At 70.1% G+C, this 26,974-nt stretch carries 27 protein-coding genes; 20 read left to right on the plus strand and 7 right to left on the minus strand.

Going from position 1 to position 26,974, the window contains the following annotated elements; all coding sequences use genetic code 11:
- Positions 1-21 precede the first annotated feature (21 nt).
- The 4 genes from BLT23_RS06020 to BLT23_RS06035 all read right to left on the minus strand — a co-directional run bounded on the left by BLT23_RS06020 (position 22) and on the right by BLT23_RS06035 (position 4,059).
- Positions 22-894: a 1,4-dihydroxy-2-naphthoate polyprenyltransferase gene (locus BLT23_RS06020; protein ID WP_090046389.1), complete on the minus strand. Its 873-nt coding sequence runs from the start codon at positions 892-894 to the stop codon at positions 22-24.
- 46 nt (positions 895-940) lie between these two features.
- Positions 941-2,035, minus strand: coding sequence for a hypothetical protein (locus tag BLT23_RS06025; protein WP_090046391.1), 1,095 nt, complete (start codon positions 2,033-2,035; stop codon positions 941-943).
- A gap of 77 nt (positions 2,036-2,112) precedes the next feature.
- Entirely contained in the window at positions 2,113-3,144 is a 1,032-nt protein-coding gene (gene menE, locus BLT23_RS06030) for an o-succinylbenzoate--CoA ligase (protein ID WP_090046393.1), read from the minus strand.
- Positions 3,145-3,156: 12 nt separating this feature from the next.
- On the minus strand, positions 3,157-4,059 hold the full coding sequence (locus BLT23_RS06035; RefSeq protein ID WP_090046394.1) for a 1,4-dihydroxy-2-naphthoyl-CoA synthase: 903 nt from the start codon (positions 4,057-4,059) through the stop codon (positions 3,157-3,159).
- A 65-nt stretch (positions 4,060-4,124) separates the two neighbouring features.
- Between BLT23_RS06035 and menD the strand changes: the two genes are divergently transcribed.
- The 3 genes from menD (at position 4,125) to BLT23_RS06050 (ending at position 8,039) form a co-directional block, all read left to right on the plus strand.
- A complete protein-coding gene (menD, locus tag BLT23_RS06040; RefSeq protein WP_090046396.1) occupies positions 4,125-5,699 on the plus strand; it encodes a 2-succinyl-5-enolpyruvyl-6-hydroxy-3-cyclohexene-1-carboxylic-acid synthase in 1,575 nt (524 codons plus the stop codon).
- Positions 5,700-5,753: 54 nt separating this feature from the next.
- A complete protein-coding gene (locus BLT23_RS06045) occupies positions 5,754-7,244 on the plus strand; it encodes a M1 family metallopeptidase (RefSeq protein WP_090046398.1) in 1,491 nt (496 codons plus the stop codon).
- A gap of 138 nt (positions 7,245-7,382) precedes the next feature.
- Positions 7,383-8,039 carry a YdcF family protein gene (locus tag BLT23_RS06050; RefSeq protein WP_090046399.1) on the plus strand — a complete coding sequence of 219 codons (657 nt, stop codon included), beginning with the start codon at positions 7,383-7,385 and terminating at the stop codon, positions 8,037-8,039.
- Between the two features lie 139 nt (positions 8,040-8,178).
- On the opposite strand, the gene BLT23_RS06055 is transcribed toward BLT23_RS06050, so the two are convergent.
- Positions 8,179-9,411, minus strand: coding sequence for an isochorismate synthase (locus BLT23_RS06055; RefSeq protein WP_090046402.1), 1,233 nt, complete (start codon positions 9,409-9,411; stop codon positions 8,179-8,181).
- 165 nt (positions 9,412-9,576) lie between these two features.
- On the opposite strand from BLT23_RS06055, the gene BLT23_RS06060 reads away from it, so the two are divergent.
- From BLT23_RS06060 to BLT23_RS06095, 8 genes are all read left to right on the plus strand, one after another.
- Positions 9,577-9,921, plus strand: coding sequence for a DUF3592 domain-containing protein (locus tag BLT23_RS06060; protein WP_425434348.1), 345 nt, complete (start codon positions 9,577-9,579; stop codon positions 9,919-9,921).
- A 10-nt stretch (positions 9,922-9,931) separates the two neighbouring features.
- Positions 9,932-10,873 (plus strand): 1,2-phenylacetyl-CoA epoxidase subunit PaaA, encoded by a 942-nt coding sequence (gene paaA, locus BLT23_RS06065; RefSeq protein WP_090046406.1) that lies wholly within the window; start codon positions 9,932-9,934, stop codon positions 10,871-10,873.
- Positions 10,870-11,154 carry a 1,2-phenylacetyl-CoA epoxidase subunit PaaB gene (paaB, locus tag BLT23_RS06070; protein WP_053733232.1) on the plus strand — a complete coding sequence of 95 codons (285 nt, stop codon included), beginning with the start codon at positions 10,870-10,872 and terminating at the stop codon, positions 11,152-11,154. Before paaA ends, paaB begins: the two co-directional genes overlap by 4 nt.
- Complete coding sequence (gene paaC / locus BLT23_RS06075; protein WP_090046407.1) at positions 11,151-12,035, plus strand: 1,2-phenylacetyl-CoA epoxidase subunit PaaC; 885 nt, start codon at positions 11,151-11,153, stop codon at positions 12,033-12,035. Before paaB ends, paaC begins: the two co-directional genes overlap by 4 nt.
- Positions 12,032-12,523, plus strand: coding sequence for a 1,2-phenylacetyl-CoA epoxidase subunit PaaD (paaD, locus tag BLT23_RS06080; protein ID WP_090046409.1), 492 nt, complete (start codon positions 12,032-12,034; stop codon positions 12,521-12,523). The genes paaC and paaD overlap by 4 nt, the downstream gene beginning before the upstream one ends.
- Positions 12,524-13,564 carry a 1,2-phenylacetyl-CoA epoxidase subunit PaaE gene (paaE, locus tag BLT23_RS06085; protein WP_090046411.1) on the plus strand — a complete coding sequence of 347 codons (1,041 nt, stop codon included), beginning with the start codon at positions 12,524-12,526 and terminating at the stop codon, positions 13,562-13,564.
- Positions 13,565-13,613: 49 nt separating this feature from the next.
- Positions 13,614-14,180, plus strand: a complete 567-nt coding sequence (locus tag BLT23_RS06090; protein ID WP_143035836.1) for a PI-PLC domain-containing protein — start codon at positions 13,614-13,616, stop codon at positions 14,178-14,180.
- 117 nt (positions 14,181-14,297) lie between these two features.
- Entirely contained in the window at positions 14,298-14,954 is a 657-nt protein-coding gene (locus tag BLT23_RS06095; protein ID WP_090046414.1) for a hypothetical protein, read from the plus strand.
- Here the strand turns inward: BLT23_RS06095 and BLT23_RS06100 are convergent.
- Entirely contained in the window at positions 14,939-15,760 is an 822-nt protein-coding gene (locus BLT23_RS06100; RefSeq protein ID WP_090046416.1) for an inositol monophosphatase family protein, read from the minus strand. The genes BLT23_RS06095 and BLT23_RS06100 overlap by 16 nt on opposite strands.
- Before the next feature lie 165 nt (positions 15,761-15,925).
- Between BLT23_RS06100 and BLT23_RS06105 the strand changes: the two genes are divergently transcribed.
- Complete coding sequence (locus tag BLT23_RS06105) at positions 15,926-16,642, plus strand: demethylmenaquinone methyltransferase (protein ID WP_090046417.1); 717 nt, start codon at positions 15,926-15,928, stop codon at positions 16,640-16,642.
- A gap of 67 nt (positions 16,643-16,709) precedes the next feature.
- Here BLT23_RS06105 and BLT23_RS06110 read toward each other — a convergent pair whose 3' ends face one another.
- Complete coding sequence (locus BLT23_RS06110) at positions 16,710-17,711, minus strand: hypothetical protein (protein ID WP_143035837.1); 1,002 nt, start codon at positions 17,709-17,711, stop codon at positions 16,710-16,712.
- 178 nt (positions 17,712-17,889) lie between these two features.
- Here BLT23_RS06110 and BLT23_RS06115 point away from each other — a divergent pair, with 178 nt between their 5' ends.
- The 8 genes from BLT23_RS06115 (at position 17,890) to BLT23_RS06150 (ending at position 26,965) form a co-directional block, all read left to right on the plus strand.
- Positions 17,890-19,155 (plus strand): geranylgeranyl reductase family protein, encoded by a 1,266-nt coding sequence (locus tag BLT23_RS06115; RefSeq protein WP_090046421.1) that lies wholly within the window; start codon positions 17,890-17,892, stop codon positions 19,153-19,155.
- Between the two features lie 266 nt (positions 19,156-19,421).
- Positions 19,422-19,787, plus strand: coding sequence for an NADH-quinone oxidoreductase subunit A (locus BLT23_RS06120; protein ID WP_030478224.1), 366 nt, complete (start codon positions 19,422-19,424; stop codon positions 19,785-19,787).
- Between the two features lie 8 nt (positions 19,788-19,795).
- Positions 19,796-20,347 (plus strand): NuoB/complex I 20 kDa subunit family protein, encoded by a 552-nt coding sequence (locus BLT23_RS06125; RefSeq protein ID WP_090046424.1) that lies wholly within the window; start codon positions 19,796-19,798, stop codon positions 20,345-20,347.
- Positions 20,344-21,087, plus strand: a complete 744-nt coding sequence (locus BLT23_RS06130) for an NADH-quinone oxidoreductase subunit C (protein WP_090046426.1) — start codon at positions 20,344-20,346, stop codon at positions 21,085-21,087. Before BLT23_RS06125 ends, BLT23_RS06130 begins: the two co-directional genes overlap by 4 nt.
- Complete coding sequence (locus BLT23_RS06135) at positions 21,084-22,490, plus strand: NADH-quinone oxidoreductase subunit D (RefSeq protein WP_090046428.1); 1,407 nt, start codon at positions 21,084-21,086, stop codon at positions 22,488-22,490. The genes BLT23_RS06130 and BLT23_RS06135 overlap by 4 nt, the downstream gene beginning before the upstream one ends.
- Positions 22,487-23,218 carry an NADH-quinone oxidoreductase subunit NuoE gene (gene nuoE, locus BLT23_RS06140; RefSeq protein ID WP_090046430.1) on the plus strand — a complete coding sequence of 244 codons (732 nt, stop codon included), beginning with the start codon at positions 22,487-22,489 and terminating at the stop codon, positions 23,216-23,218. The genes BLT23_RS06135 and nuoE overlap by 4 nt, the downstream gene beginning before the upstream one ends.
- Positions 23,219-23,228: 10 nt before the next feature.
- Positions 23,229-24,509, plus strand: coding sequence for an NADH-quinone oxidoreductase subunit NuoF (gene nuoF, locus BLT23_RS06145; protein ID WP_090046432.1), 1,281 nt, complete (start codon positions 23,229-23,231; stop codon positions 24,507-24,509).
- A complete protein-coding gene (locus BLT23_RS06150; RefSeq protein ID WP_090046434.1) occupies positions 24,506-26,965 on the plus strand; it encodes an NADH-quinone oxidoreductase subunit G in 2,460 nt (819 codons plus the stop codon). The genes nuoF and BLT23_RS06150 overlap by 4 nt, the downstream gene beginning before the upstream one ends.
- Positions 26,966-26,974 lie beyond the last annotated feature (9 nt).

Below are 26,974 nucleotides of genomic sequence, written 5' to 3' on the forward strand. Positions count from 1 at the left end.
GCGGCCAGTCAGTCCGGCACGTCAGTCCAGCACGAGCGCGACGCTGATCAGCACGGCCCAGGCGAGCATCGCGAGCCCGGTGAACTGAAGCACCGGGATCAGGTCCTTGCCGCCCCGTCCCGCGGCGACGCGGCGCACGGCGGGCAGCAGGATCGGCGCGGCGAGGAAGCCCAGCAACGCGTAGGGCACCCGCACGGTCATGCCCAGCGCGATCAGGAACGGCACGACCACCAGCGCCAGGTACAGCCGGCGGGTGTCCTTGTCGCCCAGCACCACGGCCAGGGTCCGCTTGCCCGACACGGCGTCGGTCGGGATGTCGCGCAGGTTGTTCGCCACCAGCACCGCGGCTGAGATCGCTCCCATCGCGATCGACCCGCCGATGCCGATGCCGGTGACCTCACCGCTCTGCACGTACAGCGTGCCGAGCACCGCGGCCGGTCCGAAGAAGAGGAACACCGCGATCTCGCCGAGGCCCGCGTAGCCGTACGGGCGCTTGCCGCCCGTGTAGAACCACGCGCCCGCGATGCACACGGCCCCGAGCCCCAGCAGCCACCAGTAGCCGGACAGCGCCACCAGCGCGACACCGGCCACCGCCCCGGCCCCGAGCGAGACGAACGCCGCCAGCCGCACGTGCTTCGCCTCGGCGGCGCCGGACCCGGTCAGGCGGAACGGTCCCACCCGGTTGTCGTCGGTGCCGCGGATGCCGTCGGAGTAGTCGTTGGCGAAGTTCACGCCGATCTGGAACGCGACCGAGACGACCAGCGCGAGCACCGCGTAGAGGGGCTTGAGCTCGTCGATGTGGTGTGCCGCCGCAGCGCCCACGACCACGGGCGCGATCGAGTTCGGCAGGGTGCGCGGGCGGGTCCCCTGGATCCACTGGACGACTGAGGCCATGCCCCCATCCTCACCCATGACCACTGAGGACCCGCCGACGGGTGGATCAGCAGGTAGTGGCTCCGGAGACGCCCGCGACGTACGCCTTGGCGATGTGCTTGCCGGACGCGATGCGGTACCAGACGTTCGACGTGCCCTGGCTGCCCGTGACCGACTGGCCGGTGAGCTGGCAGGTCACCCGGACCTGGGCGTAGTTCGCGGCGAGACCGACCTGGGAGGACGTCGAGGTGGCGCCGCTGCGGACGTTCACCGTGCCGTTGGCCGCGCCCGTGCGCACCGTCCCGACCGGACCGGAGCCCGTCCAGAGGTACGTGACGGTCACCCAGGCGTTGTTCGTGAGCTGGAGACCGTCCCAGAACGTGCCGTCGGCGAGGTCGATGCCCGCCGGGTTCGCGACCTTGCGGCCGAACTGGTCCTTGCCGCCGTTGTAGCCGTTCTCGTAGGCGGCCTGCGCCTCCGGCTTGCCCTGCGCGAGGTCCTTCCACATCTCCCGCGTGGAGGACGGGTTCCAGTAGTCGTCCTTGGTGTTCCACGGGCCGACGTCCCACACCGGGGCCCACTCGCACCGGCCGTTCGACGCGCACACCTGCACGCTGTAGTTGCCGGAGTTCTTGTTCGCGAGGCCACGCCGCGACGGCAGCGCCACGAAGTGGTCGCGGGACCGGATCACGTGCCCGTTCGCCGTGGTGCCGCCGACGAGACCTTCCCGCGTCGCGTAGACGCGGTAGGAACGTCCGGCAGCGGCGGCGGAGACGTCCTCCGCGGCGGCGGGCACGGCGGACGCCGTCAGCTTCACGCGGGACGCCTTGCCGCCGCTGAGCACGACGCGCGTCTCGACGGTCGACGTGGTCACCGGCAGCGTGGCGGGTGCCTCCATCCACTCCGTCCACTGGCCGTCGGGCCGCAGCCCGCGCACGTCCACGACGCCGTCGCCGGTCACCGCGGCCGTGACCGCGTTGGCGGGTGTGGCCAGTCTGTGCGAGCCGAGCTGGATCAAGCCCGTCCGGGGAGAGCCGCCCCACGTGACCGAACGGCCGCTGACGTCGGCGGTCCACTCGTTCGACGCGGCCTCGGCCTGGGCGGGTGACGCCAGTCCGGCCACCAACGCGGCTCCGGCGACCAGCGGTACCAGGTAGCGCATGAGAAACCCCCATCGCTAACGCGCACGGTCAGGGTTCCGTGCGCTTCGCGGCGAGAGTCGTCCCCGGCGGTAAAAGTTCACCTAAAGGAATCGGCGACCGCTGACCTGTCCACCTTGCCCGGCCCGCGCAACGGCAGCTCGGACACGAACCGCACGAGCTTCGGCGTCGCCGCCCTGCCCACGGATCCGGTCACCGCGGCCTTCAGCTCGTCGAGCGACGGCTGCGCGCCGCGCGTCACGACGGCCGCCGCGACGACCTGGCCCCACTCGTCGTCCCGCACCCCGACGACGCACGCCTCCAGCACGCCCTCGACCGTCGACAGGGCCCGCTCGACCAGCACCGGCGGCACCTTCTCGCCGCCCGTGACGATCACGTCGTCCGCCCGGCCCAGCACCTCCAGCCGCCCGTCGCGCAGCCGCCCGAGGTCACCCGTGCGGAACCACTCGCCGAACGGCTCCTGCTCGCCGCGGTAGCCCAGCGCCAGCACGGGACCGCTGATCTCGATCACGTCGTCCGTGCGCAGCCGCACGTCCCGCAACGGCTCGCCGTCGTACACGCAGCCGCCGGACGTCTCGCTCATGCCGTAGGTGGTGACGACCTGCACGCCGAGCGCGCGTGCCCGCTGCAAGAGCTTCGGCGGGGTGGCGGCCCCGCCGATCAGGACGGCGTCGAACTGCCGCAGCGCCTCCAGGCCGGGGCCCTCGCCCACGACGAGCCGGGACAGCTGCGTCGGGACGAGCGCCGTGTAGTGCCGGCCCGGTTCGGCCAGCACCGGCCGGGCGGCCTGCGCGAACCCCATCGCGCGAAAGCCCCCCGACAGGTCCAGCTCACCGGGGGTGGTGCCCGCGACGATCGACCGCACGAGCACCTGCACGCCCGCGATGTGGTTCGTCGGCAGCGCGAGCAGCCACGTGCCGGGCCCGCCCAGCCGTTCGTGGGTGGCCTCCGCCGACGAGGTCAGCGCGGCGGCGTCGAGCAGCACCGTCTTGGGCTCGCCGGTCGACCCCGAGGTGGGGATGCCGAGCACGGCCCGTTTCTCCCAGCCCTCGAGGGGACCGCCGACCAGTGGTTCGCCGCCGCCGAGCGCCGCGCGCAGTTCGTCGAGCATGGTGTCAGCCCATCAGAAGTAGTACGGGTAGTTCGACCAGTCGGGGTCGCGCTTCTCCAGGAACGCGTCGCGGCCTTCGACGGCCTCGTCGGTCATGTACGCGAGCCGCGTCGTCTCACCCGCGAAGAGCTGCTGCCCCACCAGGCCGTCGTCGACCAGGTTGAACGCGTACTTCAGCATCCGCTGGGCGGTCGGCGACTTGCCGTTGATCTCGCGCGCCCACTGCAGCGCCGTGGTCTCCAGCTCGGCGTGCGGCACGACGGCGTTGACCGCGCCCATCTCGTGCATCTCCCGCGCCGAGTACGTGCGGCCGAGGAAGAAGATCTCGCGGGCGAACTTCTGCCCAACCTGGCGGGCGAGGTAGGCCGACCCGTAGCCGCCGTCGAACGAGCCGACGTCCGCGTCGGTCTGCTTGAACTTCGCGTGCTCCTCGCTGGCGAGCGTGAGGTCGCACACGACGTGCAGGCTGTGCCCGCCACCGGCGGCCCAGCCGGGCACGACCGCGATGACGACCTTCGGCATGAACCGGATCAGCCGCTGGCACTCCAGGATGTGCAGCCGTCCCGCCCGCGCCGGGTCCACCGTCTCGGCCGTCTCGCCGGACGCGTACTGGTAGCCGCTGCGCCCGCGGATGCGCTGGTCACCGCCGCTGCAGAAGGCCCAGCCGCCGTCCTTGGGGCTCGGCCCGTTGCCGGTCAGCAGCACGCAGCCGACGTCGGACGACATCCGCGCGTGGTCGAGCGCCCGGTACAGCTCGTCCACGGTGTGCGGCCGGAACGCGTTGCGGACCTCGGGCCGGTTGAACGCGATGCGGACCGTGCCCTGGTCGAGCGCGCGGTGGTAGGTGATGTCGGTGAAGTCGAAGCCCTCGATCGGCTTCCACAGCGACGGGTCGAATAGCTGCTGATCTGCCACGGTCCGAGACTCTAGGCGCACTGTCCTGAAGATGGCCCGCCGAGGACGGCTGGGACAATCGGGGGATGAACGGGGCAACCGCGCAAGCACGGCTGATCGTCGACGAACTGGTGCGCAACGGCGTCCGCCACGCCGTGCTGAGCCCCGGCTCGCGCAACGCCCCGCTGTCGTTCGCGCTGCACCAAGCCGAGCAGCGGGGACTGCTCACGCTGCACGTGCGCATCGACGAGCGCAGCGCCGGCTTCCTCGCGCTGGGCCTCGCCAAGACCGGCACGCCCGCCGTCGTCACCTGCACCAGCGGCACCGCCGTGCTGAACCTGCACCCCGCCGTGGTCGAGGCACGGCTGACCGGCGTCCCGCTGATCGCGCTGACCGCCGACCGCCCCGTCGAGCTCCAGCGCACCGGCGCCAGCCAGACGATCGACCAGTACGACGTGCTCGGCGTCCCCACCCTGCACCTGCCGGAGGGCGCCGACGAGGCGACCACGCGCTCGCTGGTCTGCCGCGCGGTCGCGACACCCGGCCCGTCGCACGTCAACGTGCCGTTCCGGCCGCCGCTGACGCCCCCGGACGAGGAGTGGCCGTCGTCGGACCGCGGCGGACCGTGGACCGCGACCGACCGCGCGTCCACCGTCGAGACGCGCCCGTCTGACCTGCCCGCCCGCACCCTGGTGCTGCTCGGCGACGACCGCCCCGAGCGGCTCGCGAGGGCGGCCGAGCTGGGCTGGCCGGTGCTCGCGGAACCGACCGCGCCCGGCGGCCTGCGGCACGGGTCACTGCTGCTCAACGCGGGCCTGCCGGAACACCTGCGGCCGGACGCCGTGCTGGTCGTGGGCCGCGTGACGCTCTCCAGGGGCCAGCAGGCGCTGCTCGCCGCGGCGCCGGTCGTGCACGCCGTCGGGGAGCAGGCGTTCTGGCCGGACGTCCAGTTCACCGCGACCCGCGCGTCCACCTGGCTGCCCGAACCGGCGCGGCTCGACGGCGAGTGGACGCAGGCGTGGCAGACCGTCGTGAAGGACGTGAGCACCGCCGTCGACGAGCTGCTCGACACCGAGCCGTGGCCGACCGGCCTGCACGTCGCCCGCGCCCTCACCAGGGCGATGCCGCCCGGCGCGCTGCTGTTCGTCGGCTCGTCCAACCCGATCCGCGACGTCGACTTCGCGGGCGAACGCCGCCGGGACGTCACCGTGCACGCCAACCGCGGCGCGGCGGGCATCGACGGGAACGTGTCCACGGCCATCGGCCTGGCCGCCACCCACGACGGCCCCGCGTACGCGTTGATGGGCGACCTGACGTTTCTGCACGACAGCAACGGCCTGCTCGCCGACCACCGGCCGGACCTCACGATCGTCGTGCTCAACGACGACGGAGGCGGCATCTTCTCGTTGCTGGAACAGGGCGCCCCGCGCTACGACAGCAGTTTCGAACGCATTTTCGGCACCCCGCACGGAGCGGATCTGACCGCTTTGTGCGCGGGTTACCGCATTCCGCACTCCATTGTGGACGACGAGGAGGAGTTCCGTAGCGCGCTTGCGTCGCCGAATGGCCTCCAAGTGGTCGAAGTGCAGGCAAAACGCACTGATCTGCGTTCTTTGCACGAACGTCTCAAATCGACTGTGTCAATCGTTTTCAGCAGCTAGGAAACATACGTAAGTCGGTAGGCGGTTCTTGATCACCTGGCTAGCGTCCGCCGCATGTCGATGAGAACCAAGGCGACGGCCGCGGTGGCGTCCGCGGCCGCGATGACGCTCTTCGCGGGGACGGCGCTGGCGGCGTCCCCCGGTGCACCCGGCGCCGGCGACCCGTACTTCCCGAACTTCGGCAACGGCGGGTACGACGTCTCCCACTACGACATCAGGCTCACCTACAACCCGGCCGGCGACCAGCTGTCGGGCACCACGACGATCCTGGCGAAGGCCACCCAGGACCTCACCCAGTTCAACCTGGACTTCCTGCTGAAGGTCAAGTCGGTGCGGGTCAACAACGCGCCGTCGCCGTTCGTCTCGGACGAGGGCGAGCTGATCCTCACCCCGCGCGGCGGCGTCCGGAAGGGCCAGGACCTCACGATCGTCGTCACCTACGCCGACACCCCGTCCGCCGTGGCGGACCGCAACGGCTACCGGGCGTGGACGAAGACCACCGACGGCGCCCTCGCCATCGGCGAACCGGAGATCGCCTCCTGGTGGTTCCCGTCCAACGACCACCCGACCGACAAGGCCACCTTCGACGTGAACGTCGCCGTCCCGGACGGCGTCGAGGCGATCTCGAACGGCACCTTCGCGGGCCTGACCAAGCAGATCAACGGCTACACCCGCTGGAACTGGCGCAGCACCAAGCCCCAGGCGACGTACCTGACGTTCCTGACGATCGGCCAGTTCGAGATCCGCCAGTCGACCTCGCCGTCCGGCCAGCCCGTCCTGAACGCCTACTCCGAACGCCTCGGCGACAACGCCGACGCGGCCCGCGCCAGCATCGAGCGCACCCCGGAGGTCATCGAGTTCCTGGCGGAGAACCTCGGCCCGTACCCGTTCGAGGCGCAGGGCGGCGTAGTCACCCCCAACCTCGGCTACGCCCTGGAGAACCAAACCCGCCCGACCTACGACACAGCGTTCTTCCGCCGCGGCGCCAACACCTACGTGGTCGCCCACGAACTGGGCCACCAGTGGTTCGGCGACTCGGTGTCCGTGCACCACTGGCGAGACATCTGGCTGAACGAGGGCTTCGCGTCCTACATGGAGTTCCTCTGGTCAGAACACGTGGGCGAGGGCACCGCCCAGGAGAACGCCGACTACGTCTACGACCTCTACCCGGAAGGCGACCCGTTCTGGGACGTCCTGCCCGGCGAACCCGGCGCGAACAACATCTTCCACGGCGCCGTCTACGACCGCGGCGCCCTGGCCGTCCACGCACTGCGCGTGGCCGTGGGCGACGACAAGTTCTTCGAGATCCTCCGCACCTGGGTGAACGAGAAGAAGTACTCGGACGCGACGATCGAGGAGTTCTTCGCCCTGGCCGAACGCGTCTCGGGTCAGGCTCTGGACGAGGTGTTCCAGACGTGGCTGTTCACCAAGGGCAAGCCGGCGTCGGCACCGGGGCGGTCCAGCCTCTCGCTGGCTTCCCAGGCGGAGCCGAAGTCCCGGGCGAAGATCGCGCTGACGCACGAGCTGCTGGACGCCCGCAAGTGAGCGCAGGCTGACTGTCAGACCTCGTGAGTACGTTATGACGCAGGGGTTCCCAGCTCGGGGGGACCCCTGCGTCAGCGTTCCGTCAGGCCGGACGGAGCTTCACGGCACCGACCCTCGCCAGCCGTAGGGTGCCTCGACATGGCGACCAGCATGCTTCCGCAGGGCTTGCGCGCGGATGTCGAGACCTTGTGGGGATACCACGACATGGGTCACGAACTTCGCCGCTGCGACGTCGGCATCGGCCTGGGCAGCCACGACCTCGGTGTCGCCACTTACACCGCCGAGCTCTACCACCAGGACATGTTCCCGCGCATCGTGTTCACCGGAGCCAATGCGCCCACCACGATCGAACGATTCCCTCGCGGTGAAGCCGTGCACTACCGCGAACACGCCATCACACTCGGCGTGCCCACCGAGGTGATCAGCATCGAGACCCAGGCCACCAACACCAGCCAGAACCTCACGAACAGTCGTCGGCTTCTCGCCGAGGCGGGAGTCCGACCCGAGTCGGTCATGCTGATCTCCCGGCCCTACCAGCAGCGACGAGCCTTTGCGACCTGCCGCAAGGTATGGCCTGAGGTCAACGTCATGTGCTCGTCCCAACCGCTGTCACTCGACGAGTACGTCGCCGGCATCGGTGACGTCGACCGCGTGATCAACATGTTGGTCGGCGACACCCAGCGCATCACCGAGTACGCCCGGCGAGGATTCGCCATCGAGCAGGACATGCCCGCCAACGTGGTCGATGCGTTCCAGCGGCTTGTCGCAGCCGGGTACACCAGCCGCTTGATCTGACCGGAGCTGACGCGCGTGCCCTGGGCTGCTCAGCCGCCCGCCCGAGGACCGCCCTCTCGGATGAAGGCGTTCTGGAGGTGGCTCGCGTCGGCCTGGCGCCGCGACACCCGCCGTCCAGGACACCGGAACCCAGGCCGGGCTAAAGCCCTTCGAGGGCCTCGCGCATGGGCCGCATCTTGGCGTGCGCCTCCTCGACCTCGATGTCCGGGTCCGAGTCCGCCACCAGCCCGCACCCGGCGAACAGCCGGGCCGTGGACCCCGAGATCTGCGCGCACCGCAGCGCGATCCCCAGCTCCCCGTCCCCGTTGCCGTCGATCCACCCGACCGGCCCGGCGTACCGCCCGCGGTCCATCCCCTCCAGCTGCGAGATCAGCTGGGTGGCGTCCAGCCGGGGCGTCCCGCCCACGGCGGCTGTCGGGTGCACCGCCGATCCGAGGTGCAGCAACGACACCGAGGACTCCAGCGTCCCGATCACGTCGCTCGACAGGTGCGAGACGTTGGGCAGCCGCAGGACCGACGGGCCCTCGACCGACATGGTCGTGCAGAAGGGGCGCAACGTGTCCGCGAGAGACCGGATCGCGTAGTCGTGCTCTTCCAGGTTCTTCTCGGACGACATCAAGGCGGCCGCGAGCTCTTCGTCGGAAACGCCGTCGTGCGGCCAGGTGGTGCCGGCCAGCACGCGTGAGTCGACGACGGAACCGGTGCGGCGCAGCAGGAGTTCCGGTGTGGCGCCGATCAGGCCGTCCACCGCGTAGGACCAGCACTCCGGGTAGCGCCGGGCCAGGCCCTGCAGCACGAACCGGTGGTCCAGCTGCCGGTCGGTGCGGGCCACGAGGTCGTGGGCGAGGACGACCTTGTCGAGTTCGCCGGACCGCATCCGTGCCACGGCCGAGCGGACGGCTTCGCGGTAGCGCGGTACCGGCAGTTGGCCGTTCGCGTAGTGGACGGTGGAGGGGCGGGTCAGGGGCGCGATGAACGGTGACGGGTCCGCCGCGCCGATGGTGGTGATCCACTGTTCGCCATTGCGGCGGCCCACGACGACCTCGGGCACGATCAGCACCGAGTCGCCGGGGGAGTCGGCGAAGGCCATCGACACGAACGCCACGGGGCCGCTGCCGGGTACGCCCAGCTCGTCGTCGACGTCGAGCTGCGCGACGAACTCCTGCCACCACTTGTCCGCCTGCGCGAAGCGGTCGGGGCCGCTGACCTCGAGGCGGGCCGCCTCGCCCCAGCCGACCAGGCCGGACCCGTCGCGCACCCAGGCGAGCGCGTGCTCCGGCTCTGGCAGCAGCCCGAGCAGGTCACCGGCGGCGTCCCGCCTCGACCGGACGCGGATCCGCTGCCGTGCTCGCGATGTGGGTGCAGACGTCACTCTTCGACTGTATGGACCTCAACCTGAAAGCGCGGCATCCGCCCGGCTCTAGACTTCTCAGTTGTGGTGGAGGACGCAGTGACCAAGCCGCCGCTCGGCGTACGCGTCCGCCGTGCGGTCTCTCGCGCATTGCTCGTCGTCGGAGGCGTGGTCACGCTTGTCTGCGTGCTGTTGCCGATCGCGTGCTGGCGGGACGACGTGGCCATCGAGAAGCACCTGGGGCAGGCCGTCGCGCAGGTCGACTCGGTCGCCTTCAACCGGACGATTGTGCGGTATGCCACACCGGACGGTCGCGTGATCATCCCGTCCCAGGGCGTGCTGTACCCGGAGGGACTGTCGGAGGGCGACAACGTCCGGGTCGAGTACGACCAGACGAACCCGGAACTCGTGCGCGTCGCCGGACGCACGGCGGTGCTCAGCTTGTTGCCCGTCGGAACCTTCCTCGGGTCCGTCTGGATCGTCATCGCCGCCGTTGTGACAGTTCTACGCAGATTCGGCACTCAGGTGTAACATCGAGGTCATGGCGGATGACCTGGAGCTTCGCTTCGAGCGCACCGTGCAGGCGGAAGCGCGCATCGAGCCGCGCGACTGGATGCCCGACGGCTACCGCAAGACACTGATCAGGCAGATCGCCCAGCACGCGCACTCCGAGATCATCGGCATGCAGCCGGAGGGCAACTGGATCAGCCGCGCGCCCTCGCTGCGCCGCAAGGCGATCCTGCTGGCGAAGGTGCAGGACGAGGCCGGGCACGGCCTGTACCTGTACTCGGCGACGGAGACGCTCGGCGCCGACCGCGAGGACCTGACGACCAAGCTCATCGAGGGCCGCCAGAAGTACTCCTCGATCTTCAACTACCCGACGCTCACCTTCGCCGACGTCGGCGTCATCGGCTGGCTGGTCGACGGCGCCGCGATCTGCAACCAGGTGCCGTTGTGCCGCACGTCGTACGGGCCGTACGCGCGCGCCATGATCCGCATCTGCAAGGAGGAGTCGTTCCACCAGCGTCAGGGCTACGAGCTGCTCATGACGATGATGCGCGGCACGCAGCAGCAGCGGGACATGGTGCAGGACTCCGTCAACCGCTGGTGGTGGCCGGCGCTGATGATGTTCGGCCCGCCGGACGACGAGTCGCCGAACACCGCGCAGTCGATGGCGTGGCGGATCAAGCGCGACACCAACGACGAGCTGCGACAGAAGTTCGTGAACATGAGCGTGCCGCAGGCCGAGGCGCTCGGCGTGACGTTCCCCGACCCGGAGCTCAAGTGGAACGAGGAGCGCGGGCAGTACGACTTCGGCACACCCGACTGGGACGAGTTCTGGCAGGTCGTCAAGGGCGGCGGCGTCTGCAACGCGCAGCGCGTCGCCCACCGCCGCAAGGCCCACGAGGACGGCGCGTGGGTCCGTGAGGCCGCTGTCGCGCACGCCGCCAAGCAGGCCGTCACGAAGGAAGGTGCCGCGTGAGCACGTCTTGGCCGCTGTGGGAAGTGTTCGTGCGCGGTAAGCGCGGCCTGAACCACGTGCACGTCGGTTCGCTGCACGCGCCGGACGCGGAGATGGCGCTGCGCAACGCCCGCGACGTCTACACGCGCCGCAACGAGGGCGTGTCCATCTGGGTCGTGCCCGCGACCGCGATCACGGCCTCCTCGCCCGACGAGAAGGACCCGTTCTTCGCGCCGTCCGGCGACAAGGTGTACCGGCACCCGACGTTCTACGCGATCCCCGAGGACGTGCCGCACCTATGAGCTTCGACAACGCGTACGAGTCGCTCCTCGGCCACGAGGACGCGCATTGGGCGTTCGGGACGGGCTTCTCCGAGGCCCTGTCCGGCGTGGACCGCGAGTTCCCGGCGGGCGTCGACCGCGAGGCGCTCGCGGCGTACTGCCTGATGCTCGGCGACGACGCGCTGATCTGCTCGCAGCGCATCGCGGAGTGGTGCTCGCGCGCCCCCGAGCTGGAGGAGGACATCGCGCTCGCGAACATCGCGCTCGACCTCCTCGGCCAGGCCCGGATGCTGCTCACCCGCGCCGGCGAGGTGCTCGGCAAGACCGAGGACGAGCTGGCGTACCTGCGCGACGAGCGCGAGTTCCGCAACGTGCACCTCGCCGAGATCGACTGCGGTCCCGGCCCCGGCGGTGACTTCGGCACGACCATCGCGCGCCTGCTGGTGTTCTCGTCGTGGCGGCTCGCGTTGTTCTCCCGCCTGCGCGGCTCCGCGGACCCGGTGCTCGCGGCGATCGCCGAGAAGGGCCTGAAAGAGCTGGCCTACCACCGCGACCACGCCGCCCAGTGGACCGTCCGGCTCGGCGACGGCACCGACGAGTCGCACCGCCGGATGCAGGCGGGGCTGGAACGCGTGTGGCCGTTCGTGGACGAGCTGTTCGCGACGCACGAGGTCGAGGCGCGCCTGTCCGGCGTTGCCGTCGACCCGGCGTCACTTCGGTCCGAAGTGGACGGTGTGCTGGCCGCGGTGCTCGACGCCGCCGGTCTCACGCGTCCCGCGGACACGAAGGCCGCGCGGGTGGCGGGCATGGCCGGACGCGACGGCGTGCACACCGAGGTCATGGGCTACCTGCTGGCCGAGATGCAGCACCTGCACCGCTCGATGCCGGGAGCGGTCTGGTGACGACGGCACTGGAGGTCGCGTCGGCCGTGCGGGACCCGGAGCTCCCGGTCCTCACGCTGGCCGACCTCGGCGTGCTCCGCGAGGTGTCCGAAGAGGACGGTCGCGTCGTCGTCACCATCACCCCGACCTACTCGGGCTGTCCCGCGATCGACGAGATGGGCGCCGACCTGCGCCGCTCGTTGCGCGCGGCGGGCTTCGCCGAGGTCGAGGTGCGCCTGTCGCTCTCCCCGGCCTGGACGACCGACTGGATCAGCTCCGAAGGCCGGTCGAAACTGGCGGAGGCGGGCATCGCGCCCCCCGCGCGGATCGGCCCGCGGGCGGCGGGCCCGGTCCCGCTGAACCTCGTGCCGCCGTCGCGCCAGGTCGCCTGCCCGCGCTGCGGCTCGCCGAACACGGCGGAGATCTCCCGGTTCGGCTCGACCGCCTGCAAGGCGCTGCGCCGCTGCAACGCCTGCTCCGAACCGTTCGAGCACGTCAAGGAGATCTGAGTGGCCCGCCGCGCTGCCTTCCACAAGCTGACGGTCGCCCACGTCGACCGCCTCTGCGACGACGCCGTGGCCGTCACGTTCGACGTGCCGTCCGAGCTGAAGGACGAGTTCGCGTTCACCGCGGGCCAGTACCTGACGCTGCGCCAAGGCGACGAACGCCGCTCGTACTCGATCTGCGCCCCCACGGGCGCCGCCCCGCGCATCGGCGTCCGCCGCGTCGAGGGAGGCCGGTTCTCGACCTGGCTGGTCGACAAGGTCACGCCCGGCGACGTCGTGGAGGTCCTGCCGCCCCTGGGCAAGTTCACGCCCACCGGCACCGGCACGCACCACGGCCTGGTCGTCGCGGGCTCGGGCATCACCCCGGCCCTGTCGATCGCCGCGACGGTCCTCGCCACCGGCGCCCGCGTGACGCTGCTCTACGGCAACCGCAGCACCAGCACCGTGATGTTCGCCGACGAGCTGGCCGACCTGAAGGACCGCTACCCGGCGACGTTCCAGCTGGTCCACGTCCTGTCCAGGGAACCGCGCGACGTGGAGCTGTTCACCGGCCGCCTGACCGCCGAGAAGCTCACGGCCCTGTTCGGCTCCGTCGTGCCGTTCGACGCCATCGACGAGTGGTGGCTCTGCGGCCCGTACGAGATGGTCCAGGACGCCACAGCCGTCCTGCGCGACCGCGGTGTGCCGACCGACCGCGTCCATCACGAGCTCTTCTACGTCGACGCCCCACCACCCCCACCCCGCCGCACCGAGGCAGTGGCCGACGCCGCCGCCACCGTGACGGTCGTGCTGGACGGCAAGTCGACCACCCTCCCCCTCCCCGCCGACGAGCCGATCCTCGACGCGGCCCAGCGCGTGCGCGCCGACCTGCCGTTCGCCTGCAAGGGCGGGGTGTGCGGCACCTGCCGGGCGCTCGTGACGGACGGCAGCGTGGAGATGCGCCGCAACTACGCCCTCGACGAGACGGAGGTGGCGGCCGGGTTCGTGCTGACGTGCCAGGCGCTGCCGACGAGCGAGCGCGTGACGGTCGACTTCGACGCCTGAGCGAAGCCTGAACGGAGTAGTCTGTTACTCCTTTGAGACCATATGGTCCATGTGGCATGGATTTCTGGACGAGTCGCGCCGAGGCACGACCTACCTCGTCGTAGCCGTCGTCGTACGGCCCCGTGAGCTGGACGGGGTGCGTTCGGCACTGCGCCGCTTGGTGCGGGCGGGGCAGCGACGCGTCCACTTCAAGAAGGAGAGCGATTCCCGCCGCCGGGAACTCGTCGCCCGGATGCGTCGGATGGGTTTGCGGGCGGCGGTGTGGACAGTGCGGGACTCCGACGACATCCGCGCCCGTCGGCTCTGCCTTTCCGCCGCCGCCACCTGGCTGCAGGAGCTCGGAGTCACGCGACTCGCCGTGGAGAGCTGTGCGCACCAGGACCTGCGCGACCGGCAGACACTCGCCGCCGTGCTGGAGAAGGTGGACGACCCGTTCGTCTACGAGCACCTGCGTCCCGCCGAGGATCCGGTGCTGTGGGCCAGTGACGCGGTCGCGTGGTGCTTCGGTGCGGGCGGCGACTGGCGCCAGCGCGTTCAGCCGATGCTCGACGCGGTGGTGCGACTCGACCAGGACCCGGAAAACGCGAAACCCGGCAACCGACCGTCCGGACGGTGAACCGGGTTCACTTCCAGCTCCTATTGGAACTGACGACAAGGACTATAGCAGGGCCGACGCCCGCCCGTGATTCCGCATCGCCCCACAAATCCCGGACGAACGTGCGACGATCGGCTCATGGGGGTCGCCGTCCGCTCAACGCTCTGGGGTGCCGCCATCGGCACCCTGCTGATGGGCGTCTTCACCACGGTCATCGAACTGGCCTTCTCGAGCGACAGGCCGTCCCCGCTCTACGCCACGATCATCGCCACGTTCGTGGTCGCCGGGGTGTTCGGCGGCGTGCCGGGCACGTTCATCGGTGCCCTGGTCGGCTTCATCCGCGCTTCCGCCGAGCGGGCGAGGCACCCGCAGCCCGTCCACCTGAGGCCACCCCACCCGTCCCACCCGCGTCCGCGGCAGCAGCTTCCGCCGCCGCAGCCCTACGACATGTGGGCTGAGCTGGTTGAACGGTGTGCGGGGTCGACGCGCAGGGTCGCTGCCGCGGTGCGGACGGTGCCGAACTCCCCGGCCAAGGAGTGGCTGCAGCGGATCAGCGAGCAGCTCGTGCGGGAGCTCGACGACGTGCGCGGCATCGCGCAGCTTGGCAGGGCGCTGGGGGCCGTCGACCGGCAGCACCCCGTCTACCAGCGGCTGCTCAAGGCCGTGCAGGACTTCCGGCAGTTCGAGGGCGAGGTCGGGCGGGTCGCGTTGCAGATGTTCGACCACCCGGATCTGGACGAGGCGCGCACGCACCTGGAGATGCTCGAGCGGCAGCTGCCTCAGCTGTCGGCCTGAAGCGCCGACTGCCACCAGCCCAGCACGGTCTCGGCCGCGCCGGGGGCGGCCACGAGGAGGCCGTCCAGCGGGAGGTGGGTGTCCTCGCCGTGTCTGTCGAGCACCACGGCGCCTGATTCCGCGGCCAACGACACCGCGCCGGCGACGTCCCATTCGCGGTAGCCGTGCAGGACGGCGGCGGAGGCGTGGCCCAGGGCCACTTGGGCGACGGCCAGACATTTCGAGCCGAGCACGCGTACGCCCGTGCCTGCTGTCGCCGCTGTGGAGATGAACTGGCCCATGCCCGGCCACGGGCCCGTGCGGGTCATCTCGGTGCACACGACCAACGGGTCCCCCTGGCGTTCGGTGAGGCGGACGGGGGTGCCGTTCGCGCGCATTCCGCGGTTTCGGGCGGCGGCGTAGATCTGGGCGCGGTACGGGTCGGCGACCACGCCCACCACCGGGCCCCAGCGGTCCACCAGGGCGAGGCTGTAGGCACACCACGGGATGCCCGCTGTGTGGTTCGCGGTGCCGTCGACCGGGTCGACGACCCAGCGGAACTCAGCGTCGCCGCCGGGCGCGTCGGAGCCTTCGCAGAAGACCGGGATGGACGGGAACTCCGCGGTCAGCACGCGGCGCGTGTGGCGTTCGAGGGTGCGGTCGGTGTCGGTGACCCAGTCGAACGGCGACTCGCCGGGGTCGGGGTGTCCGCCGCGGCCCGCTGTGGCCGTGATGACGTCCGAGGCGTCGTTCGCGAGGCGGCCCGCCACCTCCAGCGCGACGGAGACCAGGCCGGGGTGCGCGGGGCGGGACGACAAGACGGTCATGCCGGTCGAGTGTCGCGGGGTCGTGTGACCGGAGGTGGAAGCGGAGGTGACGAACCGGCGATCACCCGGCCACGACGTGAGGTGACCGGGTGCGACACACCGCGCGCCCGCCGTGCTGAAGGTGCCCTGAAGAAGATCTCAGCGCCTCTGTCTTAATCTCTAGACATGTCGCGAGCCGGCTTGGACAAGGACCCGCACGAGGTCGCCGAGATGTTCGACGGCGTGGCCAAGGGCTACGACCGCACGAACTCGGTGATGACGCTGGGCTTCGACCGCCGCTGGCGGGAGTGGAGCAGGCGGGTGCTCGACGCCCGCCCCGGTGAGAAGGTCCTCGACCTGGCCGCCGGCACCGCCGTCTCGACCGTGCAGTACGCCGAGTCGGGCGCGTGGTGCGTGGCCGCCGACTTCTCGGTCGGGATGCTCGCGGGCGGGGCGCACCGCCCGGTCCCGAAGGTGGCCGCGGACGCGTTGCGCCTGCCGTTCAAGGACGACTCGTTCGACGCCGTCACGGTGTCCTTCGGCATCCGCAACTTCAACGACACCGTCGTCGCCCTGCGCGAGATGGCGCGCGTGGTGAAGCCGGGTGGCCGCATGGTGATCTGCGAGGTCTCCACCCCGGTGTGGAAGCCGTTCCGCTTCGTCTACATGCGCTACCTGCTGAAGCTGCTGCCGCTCATCGCCCGGTTCGTGTCGTCGAACCCGGCGGCCTACTCCTACCTGGCCGAGTCGATGAGGACCTGGCCGGACCAGCGGGCGCTGGCCGAGCTGATCTCCAAGGCGGGCTGGGAGGACGTCGCCTGGTTCAACCTGACCGGCGGCATGGTGGCCCTGCACCGCGCGACCAAGCCGAAGCCCTCACCCGCCGCGGAAACCGACGCCTGACCGCCCCTATTTTCCGCACGCGGGGTCCCTACGTACTGTCACGTAGTACGTAGGGACCCCGCGTGACCTAAACAGGGCGCCACAGCATGGCGCGGACGTCCGGGCGAGGACGTTGCGCCGCCGCTCGGTATGCACCCTGCAGTTCGGCCATCACCCCCGCGGGCTCCTTCTTCAAGCGCGAGGGGACCGTGTGCACGGTCAGCACCCCTTGAGCGAGCAGCGCCGAATGCTGGGCCATCGTGTGCGAGTAGCTCGCCGGTGAAAGGTGGAACTCGATCGAGTCGATCTGCCACGCCAGCCCGACTTCCTCCCACCAGGCGTCCACGATGGCCAACTGGCTTCCCGCAGCCGACCTGATCTGAACGTTCCAGGTGGGTGCGGGCAGACCGGAATCCTTGATCAACGAGTGCGCCCACGCCTCGGCGGCCGACCGGACGCCGTCGCGGATCTCCCCCAGCACCTGCCGAGGCAGGGCGGTGCCGCCCAGTCGCAGGTTCCGGAGCTCCCTCGTGATGTCGTCGGGGGAGCAGAGTTGCCTCTGCACGGCATCCGCGATCAGCGCTCGAACCACGTCGAGACGAGACTCGCGCCGTGCGGCGTCGATGAGCGCACGGTCGAGGGCGGCGACTGGGAAACCGTTGATCATGTTGCCCGTCCAGGCCCGGTTCGTACGTTCGACGAGCATGAGTCCCTGGCTCGTGACCCCGCGTCCGTGGGGAACCAGGACGTGGATTCGCTGATCCTCCGGAAGACGCCGGACACCGTGGAGGCGAGCCGCTTCGAGGCCGGTCAGGAAGGTGAGCGGCCCTGCCCTGAGCAACGCACCCCGAACCAGTTGCCTGCGGCTCGGCGCTCCGCCGCTGAGCAGGTAGACGCCGAGGAACAGGCGTGTCCACCCGCCTCCCGGACGGCATTTCAGCGCCATCGTGTTGCCGCTCAGTCCGAGGGCCAGCAGGTCACGGCGCGTAGCGACCGTGTCTTCGAACCAGTCACCGAGCACCGCGTAGTCAACCGATCGCTTCTTCGCCATTCGACCAATCATCGGCATACGCCGCCACAGTTCAACCAACCTTGATCAACATGTGGACAACTCGCGATCTTCGATTGCACGCGGGGGCCTTTCGTACTGTCACGTAGTACGTGGGGGCCCCGCGTGGCGGAAAGAAGGGGGCGAGGCGGGGAGGGGTGGTCTCAGGAGGCGGCGGTTAGAGTCGCGGAGGAGTCACGGCACACGTTAGGGAGTCTGGATGAGCAGGCGCGGGATCAACGAGGACGCCGACGTCATCGTGGTGGGGGCGGGACCGGCGGGCTCGACCGCGGCGACCTACCTGGCCAGGGCTGGCCTCGACGTCCTGCTGCTGGAGAAGAGCTCGTTTCCCAGGGAGAAGGTCTGCGGCGACGGGCTCACCCCGCGGGGCGTGAAGCAGCTGATCGACCTCGGGGTCGACACCCGCGAGAGCAACGGCTGGCTCCACAACAAGGGTCTGCGCGTGGTCGGCGGCGGCGTCACGATGGAGCTCGACTGGCCTGACCTGGCCACGTTCCCGAACTACGGCGTGGTCCGCCCGCGCATGGACTTCGACGAGATGCTCGCGAACACGGCGAAGGCGGCCGGTGCGCGGATGCACGAGAACACCACCGTCACCAGGGCGATCATCGAGAACGGCCGGGTCGTCGGGGTGGAGGCCAAGCAGGGGCCGGACAAGAAGCCGGTCAGCTACCGGGCGCCGATCGTCGTCGGCTGCGACGGGGTGAGCGCCAGGCTCGCCCTGAGCGTCGGCCTGCAGAAGGACGACGACAAGCCGATGGGCGTGGCGGTGCGCCGCTACTACGCGAGCCCGCGCACGAAGGACGACTACCTGGAGTCGCACCTGGAGCTGTGGGCGCCGGACGGGCAGCTGCTGCCCGGTTACGGCTGGATCTTCGGCATGGGCGACGGCAGCGTGAACGTCGGCCTGGGCATCCTCAGCACGTCGAAGGCGTACGGCACCACCGACTACCGGGCGCTGCTGCGCAGCTGGCTGGACGGGACGCCGGAGGAGTGGGGCTTCCGCGAGGAGAACGCGACGAGCCGCATCGGCGGTGCCGCGCTGCCGATGGGCCTGAACCGCAAGCCGCACTACCGGGCGGGGCTGGTGCTCGTCGGCGACGCCGGCGGCATGGTCAACCCGTTCAACGGCGAGGGCATCGGCTACGCGATGGAGTCGGCGAAGATCGCGTCCGAGAGCATCGTGCAGGCGCTCGCGCGGACCGGCGTCAACCGTGAACGGGCGCTGCACGGCTACCCCGTCCGGATCGAGCAGGCGCTCGGCAGCTACTACCGGCTCGGCAACGTCTTCTCGAAGCTCATCGGCAACCCGGCGGTCATGCGGGCCGCAACGAAGTACGGAATGCCGCGAAAGCGGCTGATGAAACTCGTGCTCAAGCTGCTCGCGGGCCTCTACGACCCCAAGGACGGCGACTCGATGGACCGTCTGATCGTGGCCGCGACGAAACTCGCTCCGACCGCATAAATTGCTCCGAACGAGTGACGGCACCGGCTCAATACGAGCCGGTGCCGTTTCGTTTGTGTCCGTGGTGTTAAACGACCAGGTCAGACCCTGTGACCCAGGTCATTTACAGGCGTTCTACACTGGCCATCGAGCTTGTGAATCACTTCACAACAGTGTGAACCAGCTTGTGAACTGTTTCACAAGCGTTTGTTAGGTCCGCCTAACAAACGTGCAGCAGAACTGCCCCCTTAGGGTGCGCCTCGACCGCGAGGAAAGGACGACGGAGCGTGCTTGACCCTTACCTCCCCCTCGTATTGATGTTCGCGCTAGCCGGGGCGTTCGCACTGTTCTCGGTGACAGCGGCGCCCTACATCGGACCGCGCCGCTACAACAAGGCCAAGCTCGACGCGTACGAGTGCGGCATCGAGCCGAGCCCGCAGCCGGTCGTGGGTGGTGGGCGCATGCCCGTCGCCTACTACCTGACGGCGATGCTCTTCATCTTGTTCGACATCGAAATGGTGTTCCTCTACCCGTTCGCCGTGGCCGCCGACAAGCTCGGTCTGTTCGGGCTGGTGGAGATCGTCCTGTTCGTCGCCACGGTCGGCTTCGCGTACGTCTACGTGTGGCGTCGCGGCGGCCTCGACTGGAACTGAGGAAGAACATGGGTCTCGAGGAGAAGCTCCCGAACGGCATCCTGCTGGTCAGCGTCGAGAAACTGGTCAACTGGACCCGCAAGTCCTCGCTCTGGCCTGCCACCTTCGGCCTGGCCTGCTGCGCCATCGAGATGATGACGACGGGCGGTCCGCGCTACGACCTCGCCCGCTTCGGCATGGAGGTCTTCCGCGCGTCACCGCGCCAGGCGGACCTGATGATCGTCGCGGGCCGGGTCACCAACAAGATGGCGCCGGTGCTGCGGCAGATCTACGACCAGATGCCCGAGCCGCGCTGGGTGCTGGCGATGGGCGTGTGCGCCAGCAGCGGCGGCATGTTCAACAACTACGCGGTGGTGCAGGGCGTCGACCACGTCGTGCCGGTCGACATGTACCTGCCGGGCTGCCCGCCGCGGCCGGAGATGCTGATCGACGCGATCCTCAAGATCCACGCCAAGATCATGGACGAGCCGCTGGGGGCCGTGCGCGCCAAGGCGCTCGCCGACTCGGGCCACCGCACCGACCTCATCCCGTCCTCCGAGCGTTTTGCGAGGAAGAAGTGACCGAGCCAGGGGGAGAGCACTCCAGCGCCGACCGCGCGGGGGAGGGCCTCGAGAAGACCAACGGAGCTCAGGCCAAAGCGCCGATCTTCGCGGGCAAGGAGCGCCAGGGCCTCTTCGGCGTCACCGGCTCCGGTGACACGTCCGGCTTCGGCGGCCTGCGCCTGCCCGCCCACGTGGCCGCTCCGTCCGAGCGCCCGTTCGGCGGCTGGTTCGACGAGGTCGCCGACGAGATCCTCGCCGCGGTCCGCGAGAAGGGCCTGCCCGCCGACACGGTGCAGCAGGTGACGGTCGACCGCGGTGAGATCACCTTCTACCTCCGGCCGGAGACGCTGCTGGAGGTGGCGCGCATCTGCCGCGACACCCCGTCGCTGCGCTTCGAGCTGTGCAGCTCGGTGTCCGGTGTGGACTACGGCGCCGACGTGCCGCAGCGCCTGCACTCGGTCACCCACCTCACGTCGATGACGTACCGCCGCCGCATCCGGCTGGAGGTCGCGGTCGACGTCGAGCACCCGCACGTGCCGAGCCTCGTCGAGGTCTACCCGACGGCGGACTGGCAGGAGCGCGAGAACTGGGACATGTTCGGGATCATCTACGACGGTCACCCCGGACTGACCCGCATCCTCATGCCGGACGACTGGGACGGCCACCCGCAGCGCAAGGACTACCCGCTGGGCGGCATTCCGGTCGAGTACAAGGGCGCGGAGATTCCTCCGCCGGACCAGAGGCGGTCCTACTCATGACCGAGCGGCTTTCCGACGTCACCACCGGGACGAACACCAGCGCCACCGGCAGCGACAGCACGGACGACGTGAACACCCCCTCCCGCGGCCAGACCGAGGCGGAGATCGCCGAGTCGCGGCGCACCACCGAGGGCACCGTCTACACGGTGACCGGCGGCGACTGGGACGAGGTGCTCGCGGACGCCGTCCACGACGAGCGCATCGTCATGAACCTCGGCCCCCAGCACCCGTCGACGCACGGCGTGCTCCGCCTGGTCCTGGAGCTGGAGGGCGAGACGGTCACGCACGCCCGCAGCGTCATCGGCTACCTGCACACGGGCATCGAGAAGAACCTCGAGTACCGCAACTGGGTCCAGGGCGTCACCTTCGTGACGCGCACGGACTACCTGGCGCCGCTGCACCACGAGGCCGCCTACTGCATGGCCGTGGAGAAGCTGCTCGGCATCACGGTGCCGGACAAGGCGCAGGCGATCCGCGTGCTGCTGATGGAGCTCAACCGGATCAGCTCGCACCTCGTCGCGCTCGCCACCGGCGGCATGGAGCTGGGCGCGCTGACCGGCATGACCTCCGGCTTCCGCGAGCGCGAGGAGGCCCTGCACCTGCTGGAGCACCTCACCGGCCTGCGGATGAACCACGCGTTCATCCGCCCCGGCGGTCTCGCGCAGGACCTGCCGGACGACGCGGTCGAGAAGATCACGTCGTTCGTCAAGGTCATGGAGAAGCGGCTCCCGGACTATGACAAGCTGCTCACCGGCCAGCCGATCTGGCGCAACCGCCTCGCGGGGGTGGGCTACCTGCCCGTCGACGCGTGCCTCGCGCTCGGCATCACCGGCCCGATCCTGCGCTCCGCGGGCCTCGCCTGGGACCTGCGCAAGATCGAGCCGTACAGCGGCTACGAGAACTACGAGTTCGACGTGCCGACCTCGAACGCGGCGGACTGCTTCGCGCGGTACCTGCTGCGCCTGGAGGAGATGCACCAGTCGCTGCGGATCATCAAGCAGGTCGTGAAGACCCTGCCGACCGGTCCGGTGATGGTGTCCGACGCGAAGATCGCGTGGCCCGCGCAGCTCACGATCGGCAGCGACGGCATGGGCAACTCGCTCGAGCACGTCCGCAAGATCATGGGCCAGTCGATGGAGTCCCTGATCCACCACTTCAAGCTGGTGACCGAGGGCTTCAAGGTCCCGCCCGGCCAGGTGTACGTGCCGGTCGAGTCGCCGCGCGGCGAGCTGGGCTACCACGTCGTCTCCGACGGCGGCACCAGGCCGATGCGCGTGCACCTGCGCGAACCCAGCTTCGTGAACCTCCAGTCGATGCCCGCGATGTGCGAGGGCGGAATGGTCGCCGACGTGATCGCCGCCGTCGCCTCGATCGACCCGGTGATGGGTGGTTGCGACCGATGACTCAGGCTCCAGAGAACGCTCCGCTGAACGCCGTCTTCGACCAGACCGCGGTGGACAGGGCGCAGGCGATCATCGCCCGCTACCCGCAGTCCCGCAGCGCGCTGCTGCCGATGCTGCACCTCGTGCAGTCCGTCGAGGGCTACGTCAGCCAGGACGGCATCCGGTTCTGCGCCGGGCAGCTCGACCTGACCGAGGCCGAGGTCAGCGCGGTCGCGACGTTCTACACGATGTACAAGCGCCGCCCGTGCGGCGAGCACCTCGTGAGCGTCTGCACCAACACGCTGTGCGCGGCGCTGGGCGGCGACGAGATCTACTCGACGCTCAAGAGCCACCTCGGCGTGGGCCACGAGGAGACCGCGGGCGAGCCGGGCACACCGGGCTCGATCACGCTGGAGCACGCCGAGTGCCTCGCCGCGTGCGACCTCGGCCCCGTGCTGCAGGTGAACTACGAGTTCTACGACAACCAGACGCCGGACAAGGCGCTGGGACTCGTGAAGGCGTTGCAGGCGGGGGAGAAGCCCGCCCCGACGCGCGGCGCGCCGCTCACCGACTTCAAGCAGGCCGAGCTCCAGCTCGCCGGGTTCTTCGAGGGTCGCGACGCGGACCTCGACGGCCCATCGGCGGCGCCGGAGACCCTGCGCGGAGCCCAGATCGCCCAGGAACGCGGCTGGGACGCACCGCAGGTGCCGTCCACCGTCGAGTTCCCGGCACTGCCGGAAAAGAAGTAGGGGAACACCGATGGTTGACCCGCTGACTCCCGTTCTCACCAAGCGCTGGACCGAGCCCAGGTCCTGGACGATCGAGACCTACGAGCGCACCGGTGGCTACACCGCGCTGCCCAAGGCGCTGAAGGTCCACCCGGACCAGCTCATCCAGCAGTGCAAGGACTCCGGCCTGCGCGGCCGCGGCGGTGCGGGCTTCCCCACCGGCATGAAGTGGGGCTTCATCCCGCAGGGCGACGGCAAGCCGCATTACCTCGTCATCAACGCCGACGAGGGCGAGCCCGGCACCTGCAAGGACATCCCGCTGATGATGGCGGACCCGCACTCGCTGATCGAGGGCGTGATCATCACGTCGTACGCGATCCGCGCGAACTTCGCGGCGATCTACGTCCGCGGCGAGGTCCTGCACTGCATCCGCCGCCTCAACGCGGCGGTGCGCGAGGCGTACGCCAAGGGCTACCTGGGCAAGGACATCCTCGGCAGCGGGTTCGACCTCGACGTCGTCGTCCACGCCGGCGCCGGCGCGTACATCTGCGGCGAGGAGACGGCGCTGCTCGACTCGCTGGAGGGCCGTCGCGGCCAGCCGCGGCTCAAGCCTCCGTTCCCCGCGACCTCGGGCCTGTACGCGTCGCCCACCGTCGTGAACAACGTCGAGACCATCGCGTCGGTTCCCTTCATCGTCAACGGTGGCGCGGACTGGTTCCGCGAGATGGGTCGCGACCGGTCGCCCGGCCCGAAGATCTACTCGCTGTCCGGCCACGTGACGAACCCCGGCCAGTACGAGGCGCCGATGGGCACCACGCTGCGCCAGCTGCTCGACATGGCCGGTGGCATGAAGGACGGCATCCCGCTGAAGTTCTGGACGCCGGGTGGTTCGTCCACCCCGCTGTTCACGGCGGAGCACCTGGACGTGCCGCTCGACTTCGAGGGCGCCGCCGAGGCCGGCTCGATGCTGGGCACGACCGCGATCCAGATCTTCAACGAGACCGTGTCCGTGCCGTGGGCCGTCATGAAGTGGACGGAGTTCTACAAGCACGAGTCGTGCGGCAAGTGCACGCCGTGCCGCGAGGGCACGTACTGGCTGGTGCAGATCCTGCAGCGGATGGTGCGCGGCGAGGGCACGGCGAGCGACATCGACACGTTGCTCGACGTCTGCGACAACATCCTCGGCCGCTCGTTCTGCGCGCTCGGTGACGGTGCCGTCAGCCCGATCACCAGCGGCATCAAGTACTTCAAGGACGAGTTCCTCGCCTTGTGCGACCAGAACTCCAAGGTTTTGGCTGGAGCGAACGCATGACCATCGCCCCTGACAAGTCCACCGAGCTGGTCGTGCCCGAGGGTCACGTCAAGCTCGTCATCGACGGCGTCGAGGTCGTGGCGCCCAAGGGCGAGCTGCTGATCCGCACGGCCGAGCGCCTCGGCACGGTCATCCCGCGCTTCTGCGACCACCCGCTGCTGGAGCCCGCGGGCGCCTGCCGCCAGTGCCTCGTCGAGGTCGAGATGGGCGGCCGGCCGATGCCGAAGCCGCAGGCGTCCTGCACGATGACGGTCGCGGACGGCATGGTCGTGAAGACCCAGCTGACCTCGCCGGTCGCGGACAAGGCGCAGCAGGGCGTGATGGAGCTGCTGCTCATCAACCACCCGCTGGACTGCCCGATCTGCGACAAGGGCGGTGAGTGCCCGTTGCAGAACCAGGCGATCGCCCACGGCCGCAGCGACTCCCGCTTCCACGAGCACAAGCGGACGTTCCCGAAGCCGATCAACATCTCCACGCAGGTGCTGCTCGACCGCGAGCGGTGCGTGCTCTGCCAGCGCTGCACGCGGTTCTCCGCGCAGATCGCCGGCGACCCGTTCATCGAGCTGCTGGAGCGCGGTGCGCAGCAGCAGATCGGTGTGGCGCAGGAGAAGCCGTTCCAGAGCTACTTCTCCGGCAACACCATCCAGATCTGCCCGGTCGGCGCCCTCACCAGCGCCGCCTACCGGTTCCGCGCCCGTCCGTTCGACCTCGTGTCGACGCCGAGCGTGTGCGAGCACTGCTCGTCGGGCTGCGCCGAGCGCACCGACTGGCGGCGCGGCAAGGTGCAGCGCAAGCTCGCCGGTGACGACCCGCAGGTCAACGAGGAGTGGATCTGCGACAAGGGCCGGTTCGCCTTCCGCTACGCCACCTCGGCCGACCGCATCACGCGGCCGCTGGTGCGCGACGCGGACACCGGTGAGCTGCGCGAGTCGTCCTGGACCGAGGCGTTGCAGGTCGCGGCGGCCGGTCTCGCGCAGGCGCGCGACAAGGGCGGTGTGGGTGTGCTGCCCGGTGGCCGGCTGACCGTCGAGGACGCCTACGCGTACTCGAAGTTCGCCCGGATCGCGTTGCGCAGCAACGACATCGACTTCCGCGCCCGGCCGCACAGCGCCGAGGAGCTGGAGTTCCTGTCCGGCACCACGGTGTTCACCAACCCGGACAACGGCGTCACGTTCCAGGGCATCGAGAAAGCACCGGCCGCGCTGCTGGTCGCGTTCGAGCCCGAGGAGGAGGCGCCGATCGTCTTCCTGCGGCTGCGCAAGGCCGCGCGCAAGGGCACGACGAAGGTCTTCCACCTCGGCCAGTACACGACCCCGGCCGTGGAGAAGACGTCCGGCACGCTGCTCGCCTGCGTCCCCGGCGCCGAGGCCAACGCGATCAACGCGCTGCCCGACCACGCCGCGGACGTCGTCGAGCTGCTGTCCAAGCCCGGTGCGGTGATCCTCGTCGGCGAGCGCGCCGCCGAGATCCCCGGCACGTTCACCGCGGTCGCCCGGCTCGCCGAGCGCACCGGCGCCAAGGTCGCGTGGATCCCGCGCCGTGCCGGTGAGCGCGGTGCGCTCGCGGTCGGCGCCACGCCGAACCTGCTGCCCGGCGGGCGGCACGTCGCGAACGCGGCGGCGCGCGCCGAGGTCGAGCGCGCCTGGGGTGTCGAGGAGGGCTCACTGCCCGCGGCCCCCGGCCGTGACACCACCGGCATCCTGGAGGCCGTCGCGAACGGCGAGCTGGCCGGCCTGGTGGTCGGCGGCGTCGACCCGTACGACCTGCCCGACCCCGTCCTCGCGGAGAAGGCGCTGGAGAACGCGGCGTTCGTCGTGAGCCTGGAGCAGCGGCACAGCGCGGTCACCGCGCGGGCCGACGTCGTGCTCCCGGTCGCCCCGGCCGTCGAGAAGTCCGGCAGCTTCCTCAACTGGGAGGGTCGCCGCCGCGAGTTCGGCACGACCCTGGAGGGCACCGGCGCGCTGCCGGACTGCCGCGTGCTCGACACCCTCGCGGTGGAGATGGACGCGGACCTGTTCACGCAGACGCCCGCCGCCGCTGCCGCCGACCTGGCCCGCCTGGGCGACGGCGCGCCGACCGGTTCCTCGCTGAACGTCGCCGCGCCGCTGCAGTCGCCCGCCGGGGCGGGCAAGGCCGTGCTCGCCACGTGGCACCGCCTGCTCGGCAACGGCTCGCTGCAGGTGGACGAACCGCACCTGGCCGGAACGGCCCGCCCGGTCGTCGCGAAGGTCGCGGAGGCCACCGCGGCGCAGTTCGGTCTCGCGACCGGCGGCCACGTGACGGTCTCCACCGACCGCGGCGCGATCACGCTCCCGGTCGAGACCGACGACCTGCCCGAGGGCGTCATCTGGCTGCCCACCAACTCGGGTGACGTGACCGTCCGCGCCACGCTCGGCGCGGGCCACGGCTCGGTCGTCTCCGTCAGCGCCGGATCCACCTCTGGGGTGAAGTCATGACGAAGTACC

The organism is Lentzea fradiae (assembly GCF_900100955.1).
GTDB lineage: Bacteria > Actinomycetota > Actinomycetes > Mycobacteriales > Pseudonocardiaceae > Lentzea > Lentzea fradiae.